General features: G+C 61.9%; 8 protein-coding genes and 3 pseudogenes. 5 read left to right on the top strand and 6 right to left on the bottom strand.

Annotated features, from left to right (window positions below; translation table 11 throughout):
• Positions 1-208: 208 nt before the first annotated feature.
• From KXD97_RS32860 to KXD97_RS32850, 3 genes and pseudogenes are all read left to right on the top strand, one after another.
• Positions 209-634, top strand: a pseudogene (locus KXD97_RS32860) (Mu transposase domain-containing protein); the annotation flags it as partial.
• On the top strand, positions 631-1,437 hold the full coding sequence (gene istB / locus KXD97_RS32855; protein WP_260758525.1) for an IS21-like element helper ATPase IstB: 807 nt from the start codon (positions 631-633) through the stop codon (positions 1,435-1,437). The pseudogene KXD97_RS32860 and the gene istB, both read left to right, overlap by 4 nt.
• 717 nt (positions 1,438-2,154) lie before the next feature.
• Positions 2,155-2,901 carry a DUF5131 family protein gene (locus tag KXD97_RS32850; RefSeq protein WP_260758524.1) on the top strand — a complete coding sequence of 249 codons (747 nt, stop codon included), beginning with the start codon at positions 2,155-2,157 and terminating at the stop codon, positions 2,899-2,901.
• 8 nt (positions 2,902-2,909) lie between these two features.
• Here KXD97_RS32850 and tcmP read toward each other — a convergent pair whose 3' ends face one another.
• Positions 2,910-4,019 carry a three-Cys-motif partner protein TcmP gene (tcmP, locus tag KXD97_RS32845; RefSeq protein WP_260758521.1) on the bottom strand — a complete coding sequence of 370 codons (1,110 nt, stop codon included), beginning with the start codon at positions 4,017-4,019 and terminating at the stop codon, positions 2,910-2,912.
• A 250-nt stretch (positions 4,020-4,269) separates the two neighbouring features.
• Between tcmP and KXD97_RS32840 the strand changes: the two are divergent.
• A pseudogene (locus KXD97_RS32840) lies at positions 4,270-8,829 on the top strand (DEAD/DEAH box helicase); the annotation flags it as partial.
• 18 nt (positions 8,830-8,847) lie between these two features.
• Here KXD97_RS32840 and KXD97_RS32835 read toward each other — a convergent pair.
• Positions 8,848-9,721, bottom strand: a protein-coding gene (locus KXD97_RS32835) for an IS5 family transposase (RefSeq protein WP_396885702.1) whose coding sequence is annotated in 2 segments (ribosomal slippage) — positions 8,848-9,363 and positions 9,365-9,721 — 873 coding nt in all. Because the reading frame shifts where the segments join, the coding sequence is not laid out codon by codon here.
• A gap of 48 nt (positions 9,722-9,769) precedes the next feature.
• Here KXD97_RS32835 and KXD97_RS32830 point away from each other — a divergent pair.
• Positions 9,770-10,225 (top strand): annotated as a pseudogene (locus KXD97_RS32830) (type ISP restriction/modification enzyme); the annotation flags it as partial.
• On the opposite strand, the gene KXD97_RS32825 reads toward KXD97_RS32830, so the two are convergent.
• The 4 genes from KXD97_RS32825 to KXD97_RS32810 form a co-directional block, all read right to left on the bottom strand.
• Positions 10,203-11,951: a DUF262 domain-containing protein gene (locus tag KXD97_RS32825; protein ID WP_260758518.1), complete on the bottom strand. Its 1,749-nt coding sequence runs from the start codon at positions 11,949-11,951 to the stop codon at positions 10,203-10,205. The pseudogene KXD97_RS32830 and the gene KXD97_RS32825 sit on opposite strands and share 23 nt — an antisense overlap.
• 577 nt (positions 11,952-12,528) lie before the next feature.
• Entirely contained in the window at positions 12,529-13,509 is a 981-nt protein-coding gene (locus KXD97_RS32820; protein ID WP_260758517.1) for a hypothetical protein, read from the bottom strand.
• 189 nt (positions 13,510-13,698) lie between these two features.
• A protein-coding gene (locus tag KXD97_RS32815) for an IS3 family transposase (RefSeq protein WP_260757937.1) occupies positions 13,699-14,924 on the bottom strand; the annotation gives its coding sequence in 2 pieces (ribosomal slippage) (positions 13,699-14,693 and positions 14,693-14,924; 1,227 coding nt in all).
• Positions 14,925-15,029: 105 nt separating this feature from the next.
• Positions 15,030-15,167, bottom strand: a complete 138-nt coding sequence (locus tag KXD97_RS32810) for a hypothetical protein (protein ID WP_260758514.1) — start codon at positions 15,165-15,167, stop codon at positions 15,030-15,032.
• Positions 15,168-15,188: the final 21 nt, after the last annotated feature.

Below are 15,188 nucleotides of genomic sequence, written 5' to 3'. Positions count from 1 at the left end.
CAGCCACCAACCCTTCACCAGCGATCCGGGCCATCCGGAACCGCCTGTGATCACTGTCAGGTGGGGCCAATTCACGTCGTCCTAACCGACGCGGAGTGTCGTCAAGGTGGGGCTAACTCAGACCGTCACAACAGCACACCCGCGACCACACAGGTGGGGCCACTTTCAGCCGCCCACCCGGGGCCAAATCAGGCTGTCACAGCCAGTTGCGCCGACCGATCGGATCGGAGCAGACCTGGCGGCCATGCTCACGTTGCCGCCGGTGGCTCCGGAGGTGGGCTGGCGCAACTCGACCCGGTTGGCCCGCGATCACTACATCCGGCTGGACTCCAACGACTACTCGGTGCACCCCGCGGTGATCGGGCGGCGCATCGAGGTGATCGCCGACCTGGACCGGGTGGTCGTGTTCTGTGACGGCAAGACCGTCGCCGAGCACGAACGGGTGTGGGCGTGGCATCAGACGATCACCGACCCCGAGCACCGTGAGGCAGCGAACCAGTTGCAGCACAACAGGGTCAGTGCCTTGCGCCCAAACCGGGAACACGATGACCCGTTGTGTGTCGAGCAGCGGTCGCTGACTGACTACGACACCGCCCTGGGTATCGACCTCGGTGACGGCGGGTTCGCCTCATGACCGCCAAGACCACCCGGGCCGCGACATCGACCAACCGGGATCTGACCGCCGAGATCGCCTACCTGACCCGCGCCTTGAAGGCACCCACGATGCGCGAAGCGGTGTCACGGCTGGCCGAGCGGGCCCGAACCGAATCGTGGACCCATGAGGAATTCCTGGTGGCCTGTCTGCAGCGCGAAGTCTCCGCCCGGGAGTCCCATGGCGGGGAGGGCCGCATCCGGGCCGCGCGATTTCCGTCACGAAAGTCTCTCGAGGAGTTCGACTTCGACCATGCCCGTGGCCTCAAACGGGACCTGATCGCCCATCTGGGCACCCTGGACTTCGTCGCCGCCAAGGACAACGTCGTGTTCCTCGGCCCACCGGGCACCGGCAAGACCCATCTGGCGATCGGGATCGCGATCCGGGCCTGCCAGGCCGGCCACCGAACCTTATTCGCCACCGCCTCGGAATGGGTGGCCCGCCTGGCGGAGGCTCATCACGCCGGGCGGCTGCAACAAGAACTCGTCCGGCTCGGGCGCTACCCGCTGCTCGTTATCGATGAGGTCGGCTACATCCCGTTCGAACCCGAAGCGGCCAACCTGTTCTTCCAGCTGGTCTCCAGCCGCTACGAACGTGCCTCCCTGATCGTCACCTCCAACAAACCCTTCGGCCGCTGGGGCGAAGTCTTCGGCGACGACGTCGTTGCTGCAGCCATGATCGACCGCCTGGTCCACCACGCCGAAGTCATCGCCCTCAAGGGCGACTCCTACCGCATCAAAGACCGCGACCTCGGGAGAGTCCCGGGATCGACAACCGAAGAATGAACACCAAGGGGGTCAATTTTCAACCGACGAAAAGGGGTCAATTTTCGGCCGCCGTTGACAATCCTCAACAGTCAACATGAACGTATCCAGCATCCACGTCCGAACCTGACGCAGGTCATCGTCGGACATCTCGGAGGCCCGCTCAGCCGATTGTTCTGCCATCTGAATGCGTTCCCATCTACGACAGTGCTGTGTCGCGCAGGCCGCTACTCATGGAGTCTTGCCGACGTCAAAAACTACGAGCTTGCACAGAGGGCGCCGTAGAGAAACGATGCGATGTGATACCCCCGTCCCCGGCGGCTCGCGCGAAAGGGTGGGCTTGCCATGGAAAGGCAAGCAGCAATGGAGTTCCAAGACCGCGGTAGTGCCTACCTCGATCGAGTTCTAGCTGATCCCGAACGCGCGGAACGCGTCGCCCAGATCCGCCAGCAGATGCTTGCTGACGATTGCGCTCATCGAGCTGATCAGCGAGCAAAACAGGACTAGTGCCATTGAACATTCGTTTGCAGGGCCGCAGCGAAAGTGTCCGCGAAAACATGATTTGGACGCAGCCTCGCACACGGCGCCGTCATTCAACGGGGGTACTAGCGGTCAACGCACACTGGTTGAACAGGCGGCACACGACACGCCATCGCGAATTACATTGATGTTATTCATGTCGGTGGCGGACCATAGAGTGGCAACAACCAGTAGGAAACCGCAGGTGGGGAGGCTCCGTTGGCGGATCGTTCGGCGATCGAGTGGACCGAGGCCACCTGGAACCCCGTCACCGGCTGCGATCGCGTATCGGCCGGTTGCGATCACTGCTACGCGATGACGCTAGCCAAGCGGCTCAAGGCAATGGGCTCGGCGAAATATCAGGTCGACGGCGATCCGCGCACCTCAGGCCCCGGCTTCGGTGTGACAGTGCACCCCCAGGCACTCAGCGAACCGCTGAGGTGGAAGAACCCGCGGGTGGTGTTCGTAAACTCGATGAGCGACCTGTTCCACGCGAGGGTGCCATTGGACTTCATCCGTGACGTCTTCGCCGTCTGCCGCGACACCCCGCACCACACTTACCAGGTGCTGACCAAACGCAGCCTGCGCTTGCGCCGCGTCGCGGACAAACTCGACTGGCCGAACAACGTCTGGATGGGTGTATCCGTCGAGAACGCTGATGCACTGCCGCGGGTGGAGCACTTGCGCGAAGTGCCGGCCGCTGTGAGGTTCTTGTCCTGTGAGCCGCTGCTCGGACCGCTCGACGGAATCGACCTCACCGGAATCGGCTGGGTAATTGCCGGCGGCGAGTCCGGTCCCCGGTATCGGCCGATGGAGTTGTCTTGGGCGCGCGGTATCCGAGATGCCTGCCGCGACGAGGGTGTGCCGTTCTTCTTCAAACAGTGGGGTGGCCGCACCCCGAAGGCTTCCGGTCGCGAGCTCGACGGCCAGCTGTGGGACGAGATGCCTACCGCGGCTACCGGTTGAACTCCGACTCAGTCGTCGTCAGCTTCATCCGGGCCTGCCGCGAAGATTTGGATGCGACTGCTGGTCGGCCACGGTGAGTTCTTCGGCGAGGTGGGTGGCGACAGTCGGACGACCAACCCTTCGTGGAACAACTCGGTCAGCGCGGTCCGCACGTGCGGTTCCGTATACCCGGCGACCTGCGCCTGCTTGGCCAAGGTCGTGAAGTCGTGGGTGCCGATGCGCTTGCGGAAGTCCTCGATCAACGGCTGGATGTCGGGCTCGAGCAGGCTGGGTTGAAAAGCAGTGGCAGCACTGGCCCCGCGGCCGCTCGTAGGGTCCGCTGACCACTTGGCAGAGTTCCAGCATTCAAGGCCAGCCTGATGATGTGTCGCGAAAATCAGCGAGTACCGGGTGTACCGACGTGCAACATCCACGTCGAACGACGAGGTGTGGCAACCAAGCGCCTCGAGTTGGTCGCAGTAGAGCTTAACGAGCGCAGCCTTGGACCGCGCGGTGTTGAGTTCGGCACCAATGTCCTTCCAGGAGTCGTCCCCATACAAGCTATTCATCACCGACACCATCGCGGGGTTGGTGCGGTACCGGTGGGCTTCGTCGACCATTAACGTGATCACCGCGTCGTTCTTGCGGAGCTTCACGACCTCCGAGACGACGGACCACGGGATTTGCTTGAGCCCGTATGGGTCGATAATCCATAGCGTCTGTTTTCCCGGCGGTGCGTGCTTCTGGCGCACCTCGCCCGCGACGTCCTCGAACTTCTTCGGCCCGAGGGAAACGTGACTGATTCGGTCATCTGCGGGAAGAGCCTTCATTCGCTCGTCCAAAGCTTCGGTACGCCGCTGATCTAGGTCGTTTGTCACGTGGGTGAGCGGTTGGAAGTTCGGGCGGCAGATGTGATCGCGGTACAGCTTGGCGATCATGATCGCGCTGCCGTCGAGGCCGTCGGAGTACATGCCCGAACCGGCGAACCCGTCGATGATCGTCGCTGGCTTTGCCCACCTGCCCTGCAGGACCTTGCCCATCCAACACGCGATGTACCGCCGATAGAACGCGTGCTTGAGTCGGGTGTGGGGGTCCGACTGGTAGTCGACCTGCTTGCGCAATTCCTCCTTGCGAGTCATCTCAAGGCCTCCATCTCACCCGATGGCCGACGGCGGTCACGTGCATCATTTGGCGCTCCTCCCCCTCAATGCGCAGCGTATCGACCAGGACAGACACGGATGGTCACCTCGCCGCGGCTCCGGAGAGGCGGTGGGAGCTTCTGGACAGGTAGCCCCCGTGTGTGACAACACGCATACGGACCAGCAAGCACCTCAACTTCGCCGACGCCTACGCTCGTCTGACACGTGCGTTGACGGACAGGGGCACAGCATGGGTTCGATCCACGAGGTGATGGAGGCGTTCCGAAAAGCACCCTCGAATTCCGAGCGTGGGACGAAATTCGAGAAGCTGATGGTGCGCTATTTCGACCTGGACCCACTGCTGTCGCAGCAGTACGACGAGGTATGGCGGTGGATCGACTGGCCCGGCCGAAAGGGCAAACCCGACACCGGCATCGACCTCGTTGCCCGCGAACGCGACAGCGGTGAGTACACAGCGATCCAGTGCAAGTTCTACGAACCGACACACCAGCTCCGCAAAGAGGACATCGACTCGTTCTTCACCGCGTCGGGCAAAAACCCATTTACCAACCGGATCATCATCTCAACCACCGACCGGTGGGGCCGCAACGCCGAGGACGCCCTCGAGGATCAGTCCGTGCCGGTCCAGCGGATCGGCCTGGCCGAGATCGCAGACTCGCCGATCGACTGGGATATCGCCTGGGTCGACGGCGACTTGCGGATCGACGTCTCCGAAGCGACCCGTCACGAACCACGCCCGCATCAGGCAACCGCGATCGACAAGGTCTTCGCCGGTTTCGCCGCCGGCAACGACCGCGGCAAGCTGATCATGGCCTGCGGCACCGGCAAGACGTTCACCGCCTTGAAAATCGCGGAGCGCACGGCCGCCGAGAAGGGCGGCAGCGCCCGCATCCTGTTCGCAGTACCGTCGATATCCCTGCTGAGCCAGACGTTGCGAGAGTGGACCGCCCAGACTCAGTTCGACCTGCGAGCCTTCGCCGTCTGCTCGGACACAAAGGTGTCCCGCGCAGCCGAGGACATCAACACCTACGACGTGGCGATCCCGGTGACAGCGAACGCCGCCAAGCTGGTGCACGAGATGGAGCACCGCAAGCGTGCGAAGGGCCTGACGGTGGTGTTCACCACCTACCAGTCGCTGCCGGTCGTCGCCGACGCCCAGAACCTCGGGGTAGCTCCCTTCAATCTTGTGATCTGCGACGAGGCGCACCGAACCACCGGCGTGACCTTGGAAGGTGTCGACGAGTCGAACTTCGTGAAGGTCCACGACGCCGCCTACCTGCACGCCGACCGCCGCCTGTACATGACGGCCACACCGCGAATCTACGACGAGACCGTCAAGGCGAAGGCCGACGAGCATTCCGCCGAGATCACGTCGATGGACGACGAGACAAAGTTCGGCCCCGAGTTCCACCGCCTGTCCTTCGGGGAAGCGGTTGAGCGCGGCCTCCTCACCGACTACAAGGTCCTCGTCCTCACCGTAGATGAGGAAATGGTCGCCGCTCCCCTGCAGACCCAGCTCGCTGGCGGTGACGGCGAGCTTCGCCTCGACGACGCCACGAAGATCGTCGGCTGCTGGAACGGTCTGGCCAAACGCGCCGGCAAGACCCCCGACGGGCAGGGCTTCGTGCCCGGCGAGGCCCCCATGCGCCGAGCCGTCGCCTTCGCCAAAGACATCGCCGCGTCCAAGAAGGTCGCCGAGCTCTTCCCGAAAGTCGTTGACGCATACCGCGAAATGCTCACCGAAAGCCAAGACGACGGTGTCGACATCAACGAAACGAACCTCGACCTCGCTGTGCAGGTCCGTCACGTCGACGGCACCTTCAACGCCCTGGAACGCAACCGCGAGTTGCAGTGGCTCAAGGCCCCGCTGCCGGAGAGCGAGTGCCGAATCCTGTCCAACGCGCGGTGTCTGTCAGAGGGCGTGGACGTCCCCGCCCTTGACGCGGTGATGTTCCTGCACCCGCGCAACAGCGTCGTCGATGTTGTCCAGTCCGTCGGTCGCGTGATGCGTAAGGCCCCGGATAAGGACTACGGGTACATCATCCTGCCGGTCGCCGTACCGGCTGGGATCTCGCCGTCACAGGCCCTCGGCGATAACCGCCGATTCAAGGTCGTGTGGCAGGTCCTCAACGCCCTCCGCGCTCACGATGACCGGTTCAACGCCATGGTGAACTCAATCGCCTTGAACGCCGCGAACCCCGGCGCAGTCACCGGACAGGGTTCGGACCGGTTGCTCGGTGCACACATCGGCCCCACCACCGACAACCCGGAGACGCTCGCCGCTGCCAGCTCAACATCCACAGCGACTGCCCCCGGGGCCCCTGCGGCCGGTATCGCTGACGGCGATGGATCTGACGGTGGTGGCCTGGCGTCACAAATGGCGCTGTTCTCCCTGTCGGAGTGGCAGGAAGCGATCTACACCCGCATCGTGGACAAGGTTGGCACCCGCACATACTGGGAGGACTGGGCCAAAGACGTCGCCGACATCGCCGCGGCACTGATAACGCGCATCAGAGCGCTCCTCGATGGCGCCGATCCCAAGGTTGGAACGGCGTTCGACAAGTTCCTCCAGGGCTTGCGTGACAACCTCAACGATTCCATCACTCGTGATGATGCGATTTCGATGCTCGCCCAGCATCTCATCACGGCGCCCGTGTTCGACGCGTTGTTTGCCGGCCACGAGTTCGCCGCGCACAACCCCGTGTCACGCACTATGCAGGCGATGGTCGAACAGCTCGGCGGGGCCGGTCTGGAGGCCGAGACCTTGCACCTTGAAGATTTTTACGACTCGGTGCGGATCCGCGCCTCGGAGGTCACCACCGCGGACGGCAAGCAGCAGGTGATAGCTGAGCTGTACGAGAAGTTCTTCAAAGTGGGGTTCGCGAAGCAGGCCGAGGCGCTGGGCATCGTCTACACCCCCGTCGAGATCGTTGACTTCATCCTCCGTGCCGCCGACCAGGCATCCCGGGAAGCATTCGGTCGCGGCCTTACTGACGATGCAGTTCACATCCTCGATCCGTTTACCGGGACGGGCACCTTCATCACCCGACTGATGCAGTCGGGTCTCGTCCGGCCAGAAGACTTGGCCCGCAAGTACGCGAACGAGTTGCACGCGAACGAGATTATGCTGCTTGCGTACTACATCGCCGCGGTGAATATTGAGAGCACGTACCACGCACTCGCGACTGAAGCTGAGTACAGCCCGTTTGAGGGCATCGTGCTGACCGACACCTTTCAGATGACCGAAGACGACGACTCGATGGATGCGGAGATATTCCCGCAGAACAATTCTCGGATCGTGAGGCAGCTGGCCGCACCGATCCACGTAATCGTCGGGAACCCCCCGTACTCTGTGGGTCAAGAATCAGCCAACGACCTGAACGCCAATATGGCTTACCCCACCCTAGACAAGCGGATCGCGGACACGTACGCAAAGCTGTCGACGGCAAAGACGCAGCGGACCCTCTACGACTCCTACCTGCGGGCTTTCCGGTGGGCAACCGATCGAGTTGGTGATCACGGGGTCGTGGCGTTCGTCTCCAATGGCGGATGGATCGACGGCAACACCGCCGACGGCATTCGCCTGACCCTCGCTGGCGAGTACAGCCGGATTTACGTCTACAACCTCCGAGGCAACCAGCGCACTGCCGGCGAGCTGTCCCGCAAGGAGGGCGGCAAGGTGTTCGGTTCCGGGAGCCGCAGCACCGTCGCGATCCTCATCGGAGTGAAGGACCCCGCCAGCAGCGAACCATGCAGAATCCTCTATCGCGACGTCGGCGACTATCTGACCCGCGAGCAGAAGCTGGAGATCGTCGCGGGAGGCGACCTTGAAACGGTTGAATGGCAGGTAATTACGCCGAACGAACATGGAGATTGGGTACATCAGCGAAGCGGCGACTTCGCGGCGTTGCCAGTCATCGGAGACAAGAAGCCGGCGGCAGGCGTGACCAAGGTGTTCTCGGTTCATTCGTTGGGGCTCAACACAAGTCGTGACTTGTGGATTTACAACTCTTCCGCGGAAAAGTTACGGCGGTCGATTGAGCAGTTCGTCGCTCACTACAACGACGAAGTCGATCGCTTCGCTGACTACTCTGCAAAGCGCGGCTTGACCAAGTTGGACGAGGCGGATGCCGATAAATACCTCGGCGAGCATCCCGAAACGACCGCTGCCAGCTATCTCAAATGGTCATCCAGCCTCAAGCAGCAGCTCGCGCGCCTTAAGAAGTCGACGGTCGAGGAGGCATTCCAATCGAGCATGTACCGTCCGTTTTTCGCCCAGCATGCGTACTTTGGTCCGACACTGATTCACCGTAGGGGGACTCTGGATCGGATCTTCCCGACCGCCCGTCATCAGAACATCGGGATGTATGTCGTCGGATTCGGATCGGCCGTCCCGTTCTCCGTACTCATGGTGAACCGAATCCCCGATCTGCACCTTACGGGAGCAGGCAGCGGCGGCCAGTTCTTCCCGCGTTGGACTTACGAAAAGGTTGCGGCTAAAAGCGTGGGGGCTCCCGCGCTCGACCTGGATACCGGGCCCCACGGGTTGGAGGAGATTGACGAGCACGGCTACCGCCGCGTGGACAACATCACCGGCGAATTGCTCGGGTTGTTCCGGGATACGATCGGCGATCAGGTCACCAAAGACGACATCTTCTTCTACGTCTACGGACTCTTACACGACCCGCATTATCGTGAGACCTTCGCGGCAGACCTTAAGAAGATGCTGCCGCACATCATCGTCCCCGAGTCGGGGGAGCGCTTCGATCAGATCGGCGCTGCCGGCAGAGCGCTTAGGTAGTGTCTGTTAATTGCGGACGCGGTGATAGATGATGATCGCAGCTAGGGTGACGCCCCCGAGGTAGCTCAGCGCGTATTTGTCGTATCGGGTGGCGATACCTCGCCAGTGCTTGAAGCGGTTGAAGGATCGCTCGACGGTGTTGCGGTGCTTATAGATTCGCCCGGAGAACGCCGGTGGCCGTCCGCCTTTGCTTCCCCGGCTCTTTCGGCGGGCGATCTGGTCGCTGCGCTCGGGAATGGTGTGGGCGATTTTGAGCTGGCGCAGTCGGGCTCGGGTCGAGTCATGGGAGTACGCCTTATCGGCGAGTAGCCGAAACTTTGGGCCCTGATGGGCAGTCAGCAGTGGCCACAGCATCGGGTTGTCGCCGGCTTGCCCCGGCGACAGTGCCATGGTGACCGCGCTGCAGCGTTGATCGGCCAGCGCGTGGATCTTCGTTGTCAGCCCGCCGCGTGAACGGCCGATGGCATGGTCATCGGGCTCATCGGGGTGTTTGTTGTAATTCGACAGATCCCCCTGTGTGGCGACCAGGGCGGGCACCAGCGGCATGCTGATGTACACGCACGCTGGTCGAATCCACCGCCAGCAGCAGTTCGACCAGCTCAGCGTCAGCGTCATCGACATCGATGTCACGGGAGATCGCTGCGAAGATCTGCGCGTAGGTGCCGTCGGTGGACCACCGCAGGTGACGTTCAGCCACCGACTGCCAGGCGCCGAACTGCGCGGGCAGATCGCGCCACGGAGATCCAGTCCGGTAACGCCAGATAATTCCTTCCAGCGTCACCCGATGATCGTTCCACGGCCGCCCGCGCCGTCGACCCGAAGGCAGTACCGGCTCAATCACCGACCACAAGTCATCAGAAATCACATCAGTCCGTAACACTTAAACAGCATCAGGCACAACATCGTTCACATTAAGCAGACACGCCCTAGTGATCTCCACGTCAACTACGAGTCCGCCTCGCCGTTCCCCGTTGATGTACAGCTCAAGCCCGGCGCGGATTATCACGACCCCCAAACCTGGCGTGTGACGGACAAGAGGATGAGGTGGGCGAAAAAGAAGGACCCGTCGACCGGCAAGAGCGTCGACGACGTCACTCAGCTAATTTACAACCAGAAGGTGACCATCGCAGACATCCCCGAGGCCGCTGAGCGGTACATGATTGGCTCCCGTTCGGCGCTGGCTTGGATCATCGACCGATACCAGATTAGGACAGATAAGCCGTCCGGCCTCATCAACGACCCGAATGACTGGTGCGACGAGCACGAAGACCCTCGATATATTGTCGACCTTATCGCCAAAGTCACCACGGTCGCAGTCGAGACGATGAGAATTGTGGACAGCCTTGGGTCTGCGCCGAGCTCTACACCCCCAACTCCCGCTTGAGTCGCTCACGCATTCGCAATTTGCGCGCATCGAAGAAGTCCAAGAAGGAATCCATTTCTAGTGGGAGTCCGGCGAGATCGTTGGCGTCGACGTACGTTTTTCTCCGGGCTTCCGTCGGAAAGACACGGTCGGAAGCCACCCAGTCCGCTGGTATTGACGCCCGCTTTTCGACGTTGGGAACTCCTGCAAGAAGTTGCAGGTTAGGCAGTAGGTTGAAGGAGCTCAGATACTCACTGATCTTCTCGCTCGCGATACCCTGAGCATTCAACTTTGCCTTGCTGAAGCGCGATTTCGGGAAGATGTGATCCTCGTGGAACTCGTTACTCAAGTCGAGCCCGGGATACAGAATCGAGAGCACGGTGAAAGTGCGCGGTTTGCCGTATTCCAAGGCGAGCAGGTCGTCGATCTCAGTCGCATCGAACGCTAAAGATTTCCCAACTGCAGCCATCTCCCTCTCGACGTCGGCAACCGGAAAGCCTTCCGCAGACGCGGTTTTCAGCACCTCTCGTATCCGTCCAAGAACCGTGTCCAGACCAGAACCCCAGATACCTCTCTTGATTAGAGAACGCGCCACCCATCGCTGGATTGCAAGCCGATCGTCCGCGTCCTTCGAAGAGGTCAGGTAGGTGTCTGAAACACCCCGGGTGTGAAGATAGAACGCGATCGGGAGAAGAACGCTGTCGGCGGTCAAATTTCGATCGGTGTATCCGAAGCTCTTCAGCAGGGATGCAGCCCGAACGAGGGCGTCTTCAATCGAGGCCCACATGCTCTCAACCTTCGCCATGTTTTCTGTAGTGAAGTTCGTGAGCTTGAAGCGAAGATCGACGTCGGCGATCGCGAGTGCCGTCTTAAGGACGAGGTCCTTCGAGAAGTTGAAATCCCGCCCATTGCTGTTGAGCTCACGCACGAGGTCCCGCACCTCTTCACGTGCGTCCAGGTCCTTCCATTGATTGGTCGCCATCGAGAGCAACAAGTCGGACGAGGACAGCTGTGTGCCACCACTATTCACCCGAACGAAGATCTCGAGCACGTTGTCAGGATCCTGGTCCGTGACCTCGAAGTAATTGAGGACGGGGCTTGTACGAATTGCCTTGCGGAGTGTGGCCAAGCGCCGCACACCCTCGCGGTCATCGACGATTCCACGGGCCTTGATGACATCGATGAAGCCGACCGCATCGTCCTCCAACTTCAGGACATCACCGACTTTGAACCACCTGTCCGGCTCGCCCGTAGACGCTTTGGCATCTTCGTCCGTCAAGAACTGGAGGTCATACTTCAGCCCGAGCTCTTCCTCGGGAGGGTCCTCTGCAAGATTCAGGTACAGCCGACGATCCGGGAACGCGTTGGTGCTGTTCCACCAGGCTCCCTTCTTCTTGTCCGCGTAAGTTCCGTAAAGCGCGATGTTCAGTGCTGTCAACCGCTGCTGTCCGTCCAGGATCGCGGTGATTCCCTGCCCAGACGGAACCGCGGCCTTCTGCGCAAATGGATGATCTCGCTCGTGGTACCTCGTAAGGAATTCGTAAAAGGTGTAGTCGGCGGCTGTATGCGGCTCCACCTTCCAGAACAGGAACGAGCCGACTGGGTATCCCCGCATTAGGCTGTCGACGAGCTTCACGATTTGGCGCGGACCCCACACGAACTCCCTCTGGATGGCAGGCATGAGGTAAGTCCGAGCGTGGATCTGCCGGAGGACATGTTCGACCGCCTTTGCAGTTTCGTACGACAAATCTCGCCCCCGCGTGCGTATTGGAATCCGTGAAGCACGACCCTAGATGACACGCCGCGAATCTGGGATCGTGCGTCTGGTTCGCGGGTCGATCAGCAACTTCTCCCCTGCCAAGTCCGCCTCGACTCCGTCGGGACTTGGACAATCCGGTCCCAAAGCGGCCGAGGTCGAACTGGTGTGATCTAGCCCCACCAAACACAAAGGTCACGGACCATTTCTGGTTCGTGACCTTTGCGGTCGCAGTTCGCAGAACCGCTCACTGTGTGTGGTTCATTTTGGCTGGTCAGACCAGGTTATCTGCCGGGCCGTCCAGAGAGTTTCCCGGAATTCTCCAGAGAGTTTTTGGCTTGATCGTGCTGGTCCTAGTGCCCGTGTAGGAGGCCGCTCAGGAGCTGGTGAGGGCTTGGCGGTCCTGCGTTCTGCACTGCTCTGGGCCGCTCACGGATGGGGCGCCGAGGGGCGTGTGGCGCGATTTACCTGTGATGGGGAATTTCTGCCAGAGAGTTTCTTCGGGTGCACACAGCGCGAAGCGGGCCGACGCACTTGGCGTCGGCCCGCTCGCGTGAAGACGGTTCCCTTAGGTTCGCGGTGGTGTTCGGGTGGGTTCGTATCCCAGGCTCTTGCGCAGTTGTCTCATCCGGATGTCGATCGATTCTTCGCGCAGCTTGGGGGCTGAGTAGTGCTGCTGGATGTTGTGGTTGGTCGCCGCGATGGCCAGTGCGAGCAGGATCTTGACCATGGGTTCGCGCCTGGGCCCGGATTTCATCTGGACGAGGTTGGTGATGTGCGGCGACTTCAGCAGCGAGAAACGCTGCTCGGTCGCGCTGCGGGCGGCCTCGAAGTACAGCGCGTGTTCCCAGCTGGTGACGACCGGTCCTCCCCATGTTGCCTTCTGAAGTTGCGGCTGGGTAAGGGTGACGCGCAGTGTGGATTGCCGACAGCAGGTCCGCTCGTCGGCTTGCCAGGTCGGGGTTGCTAGCGGGACGCCGAAGGCGGCGCTTTGCATCGATGCGGGTTTGAGTGGGCATCGGACGCGCATTTGGACGGCAGGGCAGACTAGCTCTGCTTTGACGTTCATTGCGGGTTCATCGCCCAGGCGGGGGCGGCCGGGTCGGCCGTTAACGATCGGTCGCGAGTTGGTGCCCATGAGGAACGGCAGCACCGCGGCGAGCTTGCGGTCGTGTTCGGCCCAGCGGCCGCTCATGAGCAGCTCTCGGGTCTTGGGGACCGTGTGACCGCGGAGAAGCTGCTCAGCGGCCGGGCAGTAGAACGAGCCCGCGAACTGGATCGGCCCTGGTGGCGCGGTCGCCGATGATCCGGGTGGGTTGGTCGAGGCTTCGGTCAGGGTCCAGTGCTTCGGGTATCGCACGACGGGGCTGTAACCGTGCTTGATCAGGAACGGCACCCATTCGCGTTTGGGGTTGTAGCCCATGTCGACGGTCACGCGTGGGTAGGTATCTTTGCCTGTCGCTCGGGTGTCCAGGCCGTTGGCTTTCATGTGCTCGATACAGGTGCCGAGAGCTTCGGGGCTGCCCGAGGTGGGAGCGTGAATGTCCATCCCGACGATGACCGGCGCGACTGAGTGCAGTTTGTGTGGTGGTCCGACGCGCACCGCGACGGTGACACCGACCCCGAATCCCCGTTTGCCGGTGCCTTTGGCGTCTTCACTGAACGGGCCTTTGGCGTTGTCGTCGCGGGCGTAGTAGGCCCCGAAGTATGATCCACCCCGGCATGTCGGGAGGTTCTCTTATCTGAGTGCCTCCTCGGTATGAGGGTGCCGTTGGCGATGGTAATAGAGGGCTTCGGCCCGGTCCGGAGTCAGGTCCTGGCAGTAGCCATTCGGTCGCTGCCGGTTGTAGAAAGCCACCCATTCGGCGGTTGCCAGCGAGAGGTCGGCGGCACCGGGATACGGCGGCTGGTGGTCGATGAGTTCGGTCTTGTAGCTGCTGTTCACCGATTCGGCCAAGGCGTTGTCGAAGCTATCGCCCACCGATCCGACTGAGGGCAGGATCCCTTCAGCGGCCAAGTGTTCAGTGAACGCTACCGCCGTATATTGAGAGCCCGCATCGCTGTGATGGATCAGATCATCCAAAAATGTTGCACCAGAACGCTTCCTGGTATCTATGGCGTGGTTGATCGCATCGGTCACCAGCTTCTGGGTCATCTCGGTGGCCACCTTCCAGCCTACGATCTTGCGGGCGTAGACGTCGGTCACGAACGCTGTGTAGGCCCAGCCGGCACGGGTCCGGCAGTACGTGAAATCGGCCACCCACAAACGGTCCGGCGCGCCGGCGACGAAATGCCGCGCGACCCGATCCGGAGCTCGCGTTGCTGCCGGATCAGCAATGGTGGTGCGCACCCGGCGGCGCTTGCACGCACCCCGCCAACCCATCTCCCGCATGACCCGCTCCACAACACACCGTGAGACATCGAGTCCGTTGGTACGCAACACAATCCACGTCTTACGGGCACCCAGAACCGCGAACAGCTTGTTGGATCGGCGCAGCCGCCAGATGGCGTCGATCACCTGCGCATCAGTCCAGTCCGCCTTCGAGGGGCCACGGCGGGCGCGGTGGGCGTAATACGTCGACGGGGCGATCACGACGCCGAACTCCGAGAGCACGGCGCACATCGACTCGACACCCCACTTGAGACCATCAGCGCCCACACGCATGTGCTGGTGGGCGCTGATGAACTCCACGACTACTGAGACGGCCGGTCGAGCTCGGCAGCGAAGAAAACCGACGCCGCCTTCAAAATCGCGTTGGCCCGCTTGAGTTCGGCGTTCTCCCGGCGCAGCTTGCGCAGGACCTCGGATTCCTCGCTGGTCTGCCCAGCCCGATCTCCGGCGTCGATCTCGGCCTGGCGGACCCATTTGCGCACCGTCTCGGCGGTACCGACGCCCAGCAGATCAGCAACCCGGCCCATCGCCTCCCACTCCGAGACCGTGTCGCTGCGCAGATCGGCCACCATCTGCACCGCTCGCGCCTTCAGCTCGTCTGGATACCGCTTCGATGACTTCGTTCCCACGTGCCCATCCTTCCCAACAGAAGAACTCTCCGGACACGCCGGGGCGGATCAGTAGCAGGCGCCACGTTTGAGGTGGTCTTTGGCTCCCAGCCCGCTGGACGGTCCGGCGAGGTCGAAGATCGTTTCGTCGGCGACGATGTCGCCGCAGGCTCCTTCGGGTTGAGGGTCGCGGATCGATCCGGCCACGATTTTGAAGCGCCCCAGGTT

Origin of the sequence: Mycobacterium sp. SMC-8 (assembly GCF_025263565.1) — a bacterium.
GTDB lineage: Bacteria > Actinomycetota > Actinomycetes > Mycobacteriales > Mycobacteriaceae > Mycobacterium.
The sequence above is the reverse complement of the archived record's forward strand: the minus strand, read 5'-3'. Positions and strand labels throughout refer to the sequence as shown.